Source organism: Mangrovibacterium marinum (assembly GCF_003046625.1).
Classification (GTDB): domain Bacteria; phylum Bacteroidota; class Bacteroidia; order Bacteroidales; family Prolixibacteraceae; genus Mangrovibacterium; species Mangrovibacterium marinum.
The window spans coordinates 38,640-47,848 of the sequence record NZ_QAAD01000026.1 but is presented as its reverse complement, the minus strand read 5'-3'; the positions used below and the strand labels follow the sequence as shown (position 1 = coordinate 47,848).

At 46.8% G+C, this 9,209-nt stretch carries 9 protein-coding genes and 1 riboswitch; of the genes, 2 read left to right on the top strand and 7 right to left on the bottom strand.

Annotation, left to right across the window (positions count from 1 at the left end; all coding sequences use genetic code 11):
- Positions 1-162: 162 nt before the first annotated feature.
- Both C8N47_RS16780 and C8N47_RS16775 read left to right on the top strand, forming a co-directional pair.
- A complete protein-coding gene (locus C8N47_RS16780) occupies positions 163-573 on the top strand; it encodes a hypothetical protein (RefSeq protein ID WP_146161559.1) in 411 nt (136 codons plus the stop codon).
- Positions 570-1,001: a hypothetical protein gene (locus C8N47_RS16775; RefSeq protein ID WP_107823727.1), complete on the top strand. Its 432-nt coding sequence runs from the start codon at positions 570-572 to the stop codon at positions 999-1,001. Before C8N47_RS16780 ends, C8N47_RS16775 begins: the two co-directional genes overlap by 4 nt.
- A 377-nt stretch (positions 1,002-1,378) precedes the next feature.
- Here C8N47_RS16775 and thiD read toward each other — a convergent pair whose 3' ends face one another.
- From thiD to C8N47_RS16740, 7 genes are all read right to left on the bottom strand, one after another.
- Entirely contained in the window at positions 1,379-2,194 is an 816-nt protein-coding gene (thiD, locus tag C8N47_RS16770) for a bifunctional hydroxymethylpyrimidine kinase/phosphomethylpyrimidine kinase (protein ID WP_107823726.1), read from the bottom strand.
- Between the two features lie 109 nt (positions 2,195-2,303).
- Positions 2,304-3,305, bottom strand: coding sequence for a thiamine-phosphate kinase (gene thiL, locus C8N47_RS16765; protein ID WP_107823725.1), 1,002 nt, complete (start codon positions 3,303-3,305; stop codon positions 2,304-2,306).
- A 23-nt stretch (positions 3,306-3,328) separates the two neighbouring features.
- Positions 3,329-3,976 carry a TenA family protein gene (locus C8N47_RS16760; RefSeq protein WP_107823724.1) on the bottom strand — a complete coding sequence of 216 codons (648 nt, stop codon included), beginning with the start codon at positions 3,974-3,976 and terminating at the stop codon, positions 3,329-3,331.
- A complete protein-coding gene (gene thiE / locus C8N47_RS16755) occupies positions 3,973-4,611 on the bottom strand; it encodes a thiamine phosphate synthase (protein WP_107823723.1) in 639 nt (212 codons plus the stop codon). Before thiE ends, C8N47_RS16760 begins: the two co-directional genes overlap by 4 nt.
- Positions 4,608-5,411, bottom strand: coding sequence for a hydroxyethylthiazole kinase (gene thiM, locus C8N47_RS16750; RefSeq protein WP_245915745.1), 804 nt, complete (start codon positions 5,409-5,411; stop codon positions 4,608-4,610). The genes thiE and thiM overlap by 4 nt, the downstream gene beginning before the upstream one ends.
- A gap of 107 nt (positions 5,412-5,518) precedes the next feature.
- Positions 5,519-5,616, bottom strand: a riboswitch (TPP riboswitch).
- Positions 5,617-5,675: 59 nt separating this feature from the next.
- Positions 5,676-6,983, bottom strand: a complete 1,308-nt coding sequence (locus C8N47_RS16745) for an acetylxylan esterase (RefSeq protein ID WP_107823722.1) — start codon at positions 6,981-6,983, stop codon at positions 5,676-5,678.
- Between the two features lie 75 nt (positions 6,984-7,058).
- On the bottom strand, positions 7,059-9,062 hold the full coding sequence (locus tag C8N47_RS16740) for a fructose-1,6-bisphosphatase (protein ID WP_107823721.1): 2,004 nt from the start codon (positions 9,060-9,062) through the stop codon (positions 7,059-7,061).
- Between the last annotated feature and the right edge of the window lie 147 nt (positions 9,063-9,209).

The following is a 9,209-nucleotide window of genomic DNA, read 5'->3' as shown; positions in this document are numbered from 1 at the left end:
AAACAGAAAGTCAATATTTAATCAATAAATTTTTCACCCTAAACTGGCACTTTATCGTTGCGAAAAAATGGTACTTTTTTATTTGCTATTTACATGCTCTTGATGGTTGGGTTTCATAGAGCAAATCGCAGGTGCAGCGCGCCGACAATATTTGTAGTTCGGATGCCACAATACAAACAAGTGCAGCGCACCGATAATATTTATAGCCTAAATACCACAAAGCTCCCTCGTCTCAAACAAAGAGCTCTGGAAGCAACATCGTTTATGATAGAAGCAAATACGAAAACCTTATATCTCACGATAAAAAAAGAATATTTCGACCAGATCGAAAGGGGCGAAAAAGAATCTGAATTTAGGGAATTTAAAAGACACTGGATTCAGAAGTTGATGAATGCCAACGGAACATTTAAACATTACGATTTAATCTTATTCCGAAATGGCTATCATAAGAATGCCCCACAAATAACCGTCGAATTCAAAGGCATTCGGATAATAAAACAAAAACGAGGATGGTTCAGACATCAGAAATATTTTGAAATTAAATTGGGGAAAATTACCAGTCGATCAACATGAAAAACAACGGCGCAAAATTTTGGACGATAGATCAGGATACTTTACAAAAACTTCAAACTCTAAAGGCTTTTGTCGATTATGTTGCAAAGTTGAAAGAAACATCCTCCGATCATAAACACAACGCACAAGAACTTAAATATTTGATCGCGAACCTCGATAAGCCTGAAACCTTTAAGCAATGGTGCGTCTGCATCGATATTTATGACCCGGTTCTTCAATGCGGGGACTATGGAGAAGAGGCGGAATTTACTGGAAGGATTGGTCATTCTGGTTTGAGTTGGGAGTTCTTGAAATTCGCATCGAGGAAAGAATGGTGGATAAAGAAGGTTATCAGGATGAAAAGACGATCTTTTATGGTTGTATCAACTTTAACAACCACGTTCAAGCTGAGAGGATCTGGGGTGACGATGACTATCCAAGGTTTTTGAAAGATGCATTCTCCTTTCGAAATTACCTGACGGATAGATTAAATGATATTGAAACAGAAATAAATATTTGGTAGTTTCAACATAAAACCACAGGTGCAGAGCACCGGTCATATTTATAGCCGCAGAACCGAACGCAAACCAACCAGGTGCAGAGCACCGGTAACCTCCTCCATCTGGTCCCTTTGATGATTAACGGTGCGCTGCACCTCAACGCATACACCACATTCCTAGCTATAAATATTTTCGCAGCGCTGCTGCTAAAACGGTATATTTGCTCCTACGGAGCGAGCCTTGCTCAATCCGTGCCCGTGGGGTTGATGTTTCGGCATCAACCCTTCGTTATTTCAAATCAACAACATTCACCTCTGCCCCTTTCCCTACTTCCAGAACGGGTGAAAGTGATGCACGGGGCCGTGGCCTTTGCCAATTTCGTAGGCCGCACCATCAACAATGGCCTTGTTGATGTATTCTTTGGCGGCGCGCACGGCATCGTTCAAATCGAGCCCTTGCGCCAATTGGGAAGCCACTGCCGACGAAAAGGTACAACCGGTTCCGTGGGTATTTCGGGTGTGGACGCGTTGCGATTTCAACTCAATCATCTCGTCGGTTTCGGCATTATAAAAAATGTCGGTCAGCTCATCTTCGGTCAGGTGACCGGCTTTCAGCAATACCGATACCTTTCCACCACAGGTCATGCTTTTGACAACTTTCGACAAATCGGCCTGGCACGAGATCCTTTGCCCCGACAAAATCTCTGCTTCCGGAATATTGGGGGTAATCACCCGAACGCTTGGAATCAACTCGCTTTTCAATGTTGCAATCGCTTCATCGAGCAAAAGCTTATCGCCCGAGGTGGCCACCATCACGGGGTCGAGCACAATATTGCGCAGCTGATAAGGCGCCAGCGTTTCCTTGATGCCACGGATCAAGTCCGACGAGTGCAGCATCCCGATTTTAATGGCATCGGCACCAATATCGTCCATTACCGACTTGATTTGCCCTTTCACAAAATTGACCGGAATCGGGTGAACGCCATACACACCCACGGTATTCTCGTCGACCACCGCCGTAATGGCGCTTGTGCCAAAGCAGCCGCATGCCGACATGGTTTTTAAATCGGCCTGAATGCCGGCTCCCCCACTGGGATCACTTCCGGCAATCGTTAAAACTCTTTTATAGCGTATTTTTTTCATTTTCTGTTTTTGAATTATTGAATCAACACAAGGACTGATGGATTGAAGGATCGAAGGATCGCATTACAACAGCAAACCTCATTTGATTAACCGACACGCCACCTCCTGATTATCCGAAATGATTAAAACCTCCTTTGCTGAACTCGACAGCATTGCCATTCCGCGACCAATGAATTTGAGGTTCTCCCGCTTCAATTTGACCAATAACGGTAAAGGACTTTCCAAATTGATTGGTAAAAGCCTTCTGCAAGGCCTCTACCCGATCAGCCGCAACCGTAAACAGCAATTCATAGTCTTCGCCTCCGCCGCTGGCCAACTCATCAACTTTCCAGCCCTGAGATTGGCAAACGCGTTTCAGTTCGTCCGAAACCGGCAACTGATCCAACTTCACCCTTGCTGCCTTCCCTGATGCTTTTAGGATATGCTTCAGGTCGGAAGCAATGCCGTCCGAGATGTCCATCATGGCATGCACTCCACCAAATTCTTTTAGCAAATTACCTTCCGCGATGCGTGGCTCCGGCAGATGATGACGTTCGACCAGGTAGCTGTAATCGTCGACTTGCGCCAGATCATTCAATACAACCTTTAGCCCACCGGCCGAATCGCCCAATGGGCCGCTAACACATATCGCATCGCCGGCTTGCGCCATGGAACGCAAACGCGCTTTTCCCTTTTCAATTTTGCCCAACACGCAAACATTAATGGCCAGGTGCTTGACCGATTTTGTTGTGTCGCCACCAAGAAGCGGAACCTGGTATTTTTGCGAAATGGCATGATAGCCGGCCATCAATTCATCCAGGTATTCCACATCCATATCGGGCGGAATGGCAATAGACAGGAAGGTACCAATCGGCGTGCCACCCATACTGGCAATATCGCTCAGGTTGACGGCCACCGACTTATAGCCCAGCTGTCCGGGCGTGATGGCCGACCGCAGAAAATGCACATCTTCCATCAACAAATCGGTGGTCACCAGCAAATCCTCCTGATCGTTCATCGGCAAAATGGCGCAATCGTCGCCAATACCGGTCAGGTTTTTCGTTAGTAATTCTTGAAAGGATGGCGAGAAACGGTCGATAAAACCAAACTCTCCTATTTCTTTTAGTTTCATTTTGCTGTTTTATGTTGTAAAAACTACACGGGCCAGTGTTCCATTTCGTAGGCCGACTGCCAAAACATCCATTCCATTTTGAAGGAAAGCTTGAAAGCCTGCGTCATTCGCTCGAGCTGTGCCGCCGTGCATCGATCGGCATAAGCATCGCCAATAGACAATGCTTTGGCAACAGCCTTGGCAAACTCGTCGCCGCCATAAGTATCGATCCATGATTGATAAGGATTGTCCCCCGGCACTTGATTCGCCACGATGAAATCGCCTACTTCCTTATACACCCAAAAACAAGGTAAAACCGAGGCCAGCGCTTCCTCGGTTGATGCACTTGCCAGCTGCCGCCACATCTGCCCGGTATAAAGCAGGTTGGTAGGTGTTGGCTCGGCCTCAACCGACTGATCTTTTAAATAAAACTGATGCAAGGCCTGCTCAACAGCTACGGTGTCGCCCGAAAAAAGCAGGAAAGCCTCGCGCCATTCTTTCTGATTGAGACGAGCTGCAATACCGGCCAGAATCTTGCCATACTCCGCCAGGTAAAAAGCATCCTGACGCAAGTAAAACAGAAACTTCTCGCGGGGAAGGCTTCCGTTCATCAGCTCGTGTAAAAAAGGTAACTTCTTGATCGCTGCAAATACCGACTCACATTCGGCCCAGGCTTGTTCACTCCATGTCATCGTATTTCAATTTGTTGGATTCGTTCTTTTAAATCTTTGGCAGCTGCCAACGGGCTTTCTGCCGACGAGATTGCCGACACAACAGCAATCCCCTGCGCCCCGTGCTCGATAATCGAAGCGGCATTCGAGGCATTTATTCCGCCAATAGCCACGGCCGGAAATTGGCTGATGCGGCAGGCGTCCTTCAATCCTTCCAAACCAAAAGGCTGAAAGGTGTCGGTTTTTGTTGGCGTTGCAAATACCGGCGAAACACCAATATAGTCGATATCCAGGCTGTTGGCTTCTTCTACCTGTTGTTGCGTTTCGACCGATAAGCCCAGAATTTTATCCGGACCCAGCAACTGACGGGCTACCTTCCAGGGTAAATCGTTCTGCCCAATATGCAAACCATCGGCATCAACAGCCAAAGCAATATCCAAACGATCGTTAATAATCAGGGGAATATTTAAAGGGGAAAGTAGCTTTTTCAACTTTTGGCCCAGCTCGTAAAACTCGAGCGAGGAGCAATCTTTTTCCCGCAACTGTACCATGGTGACGCCGCCTTTCACAGCTTCTTCCACAATGGACTCCAAAGGCCGCCCGAGCGACAAGCCGCGATCGGTGACCAGGTACAAACTTAAATCAAAACGTTTCATGCTTCGGATTTATAGATCTCTTCAATGTTGTCTTCATCTAAATTATAAAGGGTGTCCAGAAAGTGCAATTGCAAAGTTCCGGGGCCACCCGATTTCGATGCTGCAATTTCGCCGGCAATTCCCATCACAGCCATGGCGTGTGTTGCAGCCTCCATTCGGTTCGGATTCACCCCCGCAAAAGCACCCAACACAGCCGTTGCTGTGCAGCCCATACCGGTTACGCGAGCCATCACGGTTGAGCCGTTTTGGGTGGAAAGCACTTCTTGCCCATTCGTAATAAAATCTTCAGGGCCGCTGATCACAACCACGGCACCGGTTTCTTGGGCCAGGCGTTTTGCAGCATCAATGGCCGAATCGCTGGAAGCTGAGCTGTCAACTCCTTTCGTCACCACATTCTCCTTCGCCAAGGCCATAATCTCAGAAGCATTACCCCGGATGAAAGTGGGTTTACACTCCGCCAAAATGCGGGCAGCAACTTCGTTTCGGTAAAGCGTAGCTCCAACTCCAACCGGATCGAAAACCACGGGGATGCTTTTTGCTGTTGCGGCTTTTCCGGCCTCCAGCATGCCATCCACCCACTGCGGGTTCAGCGTTCCCATATTAATCACTAAAGCGGAAGCGATATTGACCATATCCTTCACCTCCTCGACAGCATGAGCCATTACCGGCGAAGCACCAAGGGCCAGCAAGGCATTGGCCGTATTATTCATCACCACAAAGTTGGTGATATTGTGAACTAAGGGCGATTTCTCGCGCACTCGTGCCAGATCGGCACTAATTGATTGTACGGTAATCATCATTTCGAATTTCAGATGTTCAAAAATCTTGAAATGATCATCTGCGGACGGCTAAAAAGAAAGCCATCTCACAGGGCGTGAAACGGCTTATATCGCAATAATAATGGGATCTTTTACAATCCTCGTTTCCCTACGCTGTTATGATACATTTCAGGTTCATGGAGTATGATCTCAGACAGGCAATCGCCTGACACCCCCAACGAGATGCGGCAAAGGTAAAGATAATTCGGGAAAACCGGCCTCGAAAAACCACTTTAGTCGCGGCGACTACGGCTCGATTTTCGAACAAATCCAATCCAGAATAAGGTGCCGGGTTTCTTCGGAAACCCAATGCTCGTTAACCGGCGTAATCAGCGATTCTTTCGGACAAGCTAAGGTGTTGTAAACCGTGTAGCTTGTTGTTGGCGGACAAACATTGTCGTTGTATCCCCAGGTCATAAAAACCGGTGCTTTGATGAAACGCGCAAAGTTGACCACATCGTAATACGCCATTGTTTTGATCTTCTCGGGCGTATCCATACCGTTAAAATACAGGTCGAAGTGCGGATAGCCCGAAGCACGCCCACCCTTGAAGCCGGCCATATCGCTCAAAGCCGGATGGTTGGCTGCACATAAAGTAACCCGATCGTCGAGCGCAGTTGTGATTAAAGCCAACGCACCGCCCTGGCTTCCACCTTGTGCGATAACATTTTGGCCATCCCATTCCGGCAGCGACGTCAGGTAATCAATCGCACGAATACAGCTCAAATAAACTTTCTTCATGTAGTAGTTATCCTTGTTATCGAGCCCGTTGGTCAAATAGCTGTTGTTCTCCTTCCCAAATGCCCGGCTTATTTCGGTGTAGCGCTCCTTCTCCAAATCGGGGCGAATACCGTGGATTTCCATATCGAAGCGAATGTAGCCGCTTTCAGCATAAAACAGGTGCTTCGTGGGATCCATCGGTTTGATGCCAGCCCCCGGAGGCGAGAAAACAACCGGAAATTTTCCTTCTTGCTTTGGAACCGTCAAATAGCCGTACACTTCTGCGTTCTTCGCATAAGCCTGCAACTTCACGAGATAGCAGTCAATTTTATCGCTCGAAAATTCGGGAACGAAGGTTTTCTCTACCTTCACAGGACACTTTTCGGCCACTGCTTTAGCCTTATCCCAGAAAGCCGTAAAATCGTCCGGCAATTGGGTGTACGGCATCAATTTTTCCGGAGAAAATCCAACTTTAATATGATGACTGAACTCCTTTCCGTCGAGAGAAACTTTCAACCGACAATCTTTAAAGCCGGGGTCGTTCATGGTTCCTAAGGCGATTTCCGCCTTGCCGTTTTTCAATTTCACGGTACCTTCATCTTCGGCAGGCCTCAACTCAGGGCCAATGCTGTATTTAATTTCAAGGCCGTCCTGAAGGATTCCGTATCGGTACAGGGCAACGGTAATTGTTGCTTTTTCTTTTGTTTTATAAAGCCAGTTGCTGTGGCTTGGTGTGGTTACCCAAAGTACATCGCTGCGATAAGGGTAATTCCCGGCTTTACTCATACACACGCTAAATACGAAGAGTATAAGCAAGCTTATTCTTTTTATCATCGTTTGTTGATTTTATAGAATTATGGTACTCATTTAGTTGAATTAAGCGTTCATTTGCAGCAGCCCGGCAGACGACTATTTCACACTTTTCACTTTCACTACGCCTTTGCGATAGGCCTCCAGAAGGCGGTTCAGATCCTGAATCTGATTTTTAATGTCAATTCCGTTATCCGTGTCACCTACCAAAATTCGGTCGGTAGCCCGTTCAAGCATACTCCGGGTCGAAACAATGTCAATTTCCTCCTGAATGGCATTTCGTCGCGACTCGAAAGGGGCATGCTCTGCCAGAATCAAACTATACGAATCGTAAATTAAGGTGTAGCCGGCAATTCCTGTAACTTTTTGGTACGGCTTGGACATTCCTCCGTCAATCACGAACAGCTTACCATCGGCCTTAACCGGGCTCTCCCCCTTACCCACTTTAACCGGCACGTGTCCGTTAATGATATGCGATTTTTCGGGATCGAGCCCAAACTCTTCGAGTATGCGCATGCAGGTTTCTTTATCGTCGCGCAGCTTGTAGTACCTATTGCTGGCTTCGTACTGCGCATCCTTATCATTCAGGAAGTAGCGTTCGAATGTGGCCATTTTCTTTTTCCCGAATAAAGGCGAATCGGCGCCACTCCACAAGTACCACATATAATCGCGATCCCGACTTCGTTTATCCTGCCGTTCGCGGTTGTAGTAAGCCCTGCGCGACACCAAATCGAACTGCTCGCAAAGCTCCTTGCCCTTGTATTTTTTACCGTGTATGGTTACTTCTTTGAAATCGCCCTTGTCATCGAGCGGAATACACCCATGATACAGCAAATTCGAGTTATAAGTCAGGAATGTGCTTCCTTTCGAAAACAAGGTTTTGACATGCCGTTGCAGACGTTCACTATTCAGGAAGGAAAAACGAAGCTTTTCCGCCAGATCTTTTTCTTCCGGTGTCAGCGCATAAGGATTTTTCGGATCGATTGTCGGAAAGTTTTTATCGGTTAACTCCAACTCGCGCCCATCAATGGTAACTGTTCCTTTTTCATAATCGATTTTATCCAACAGCAAACGATCGTCCATACACATTTCCGGGTTCTGCCGAATGATTTCGCCATTGAGCTTCATCTCCAGAATCATAATGGCCTTATGCATTTTACTGGTGAGCTTCGCCTGTGTTGAACTCCTGTTTTCCGATGGGGTGTTGATCGGCATAAACGCATCGCAAGGGTCGTCGGCATAAGTTTTCAAGGCGAATGTTGCCAATGGAAGAAGGTTGATACCATAAGCATCTTCCAGCGTTGCAAGGTTATCGTAACGGGCGCTGATACGGATTACTCCGGCGATGCTGGCTCGTATTCCCGTTGCTGCAGCCATCCACAAAATATCGTGGTTTCCCCATTGAATATCCACGGAATGATGATTCTGAATAACATCCATCACCTTATCGGCATGTGGTCCGCGGTCGAAAATATCGCCGATAATGTGCAAGCGATCGATCAACAAGCGCTGAATAAATTTGCTGATGGCGATGATAAACGAGTTAGCGCGATCAACATCGATAATAGATCGGATGATGCTGTTGTAATATTGCTCCTTTTTGGCATTACGCTCATTGAGCAACTCATCAATGATGTAAGCAAAATCTTCGGGCATGGCCTTTCGCACTTTCGAACGCGTGTACTTGTCGGCCGAAACCTTGGCTACCTCGATCAGACGTAACAGCGTCACCGCATACCAGCCTTCCAGGTCGCTTTCCTCTTTGGTGATAATCTCGAGTTTTTCCTCGGGATAATAAATTAGGGTTGCCAGCTGTCGCTTTGTTTTTTCATCGAGCGCGTACTGGTACACCGCATCAATTTTTTTGCGCACCATCCCCGATGCATTTCGCAAAACATGACTAAACGTTTCGTAAGCCCCGTGAATGTCGGTCAGGAAATGTTCTGTCCCTTTGGGCAAGTTCAAAATTGACTCGAGGTTAATAATCTCGCTACACACGGACTGTACAGTTGGGAATTTTTCAGCAAGTAAATTCAGATGCTTAAATTCATCAACGCTATAATCATTTCTTAGTGATTGATTTCTTTCGTAATCCAAAACCATTTTTAGGAATATTGGGTTGTTACTGTTTTATAGAATGAGTCTTAATTGGTCGGTTCTTTTTTCGACACGACAAGATAGTAAACATCTGCCTGGCAAAATCAAAAAACAGCGTAAAATCCGCTCCAAATGCCTGCTTTCATTGATTTA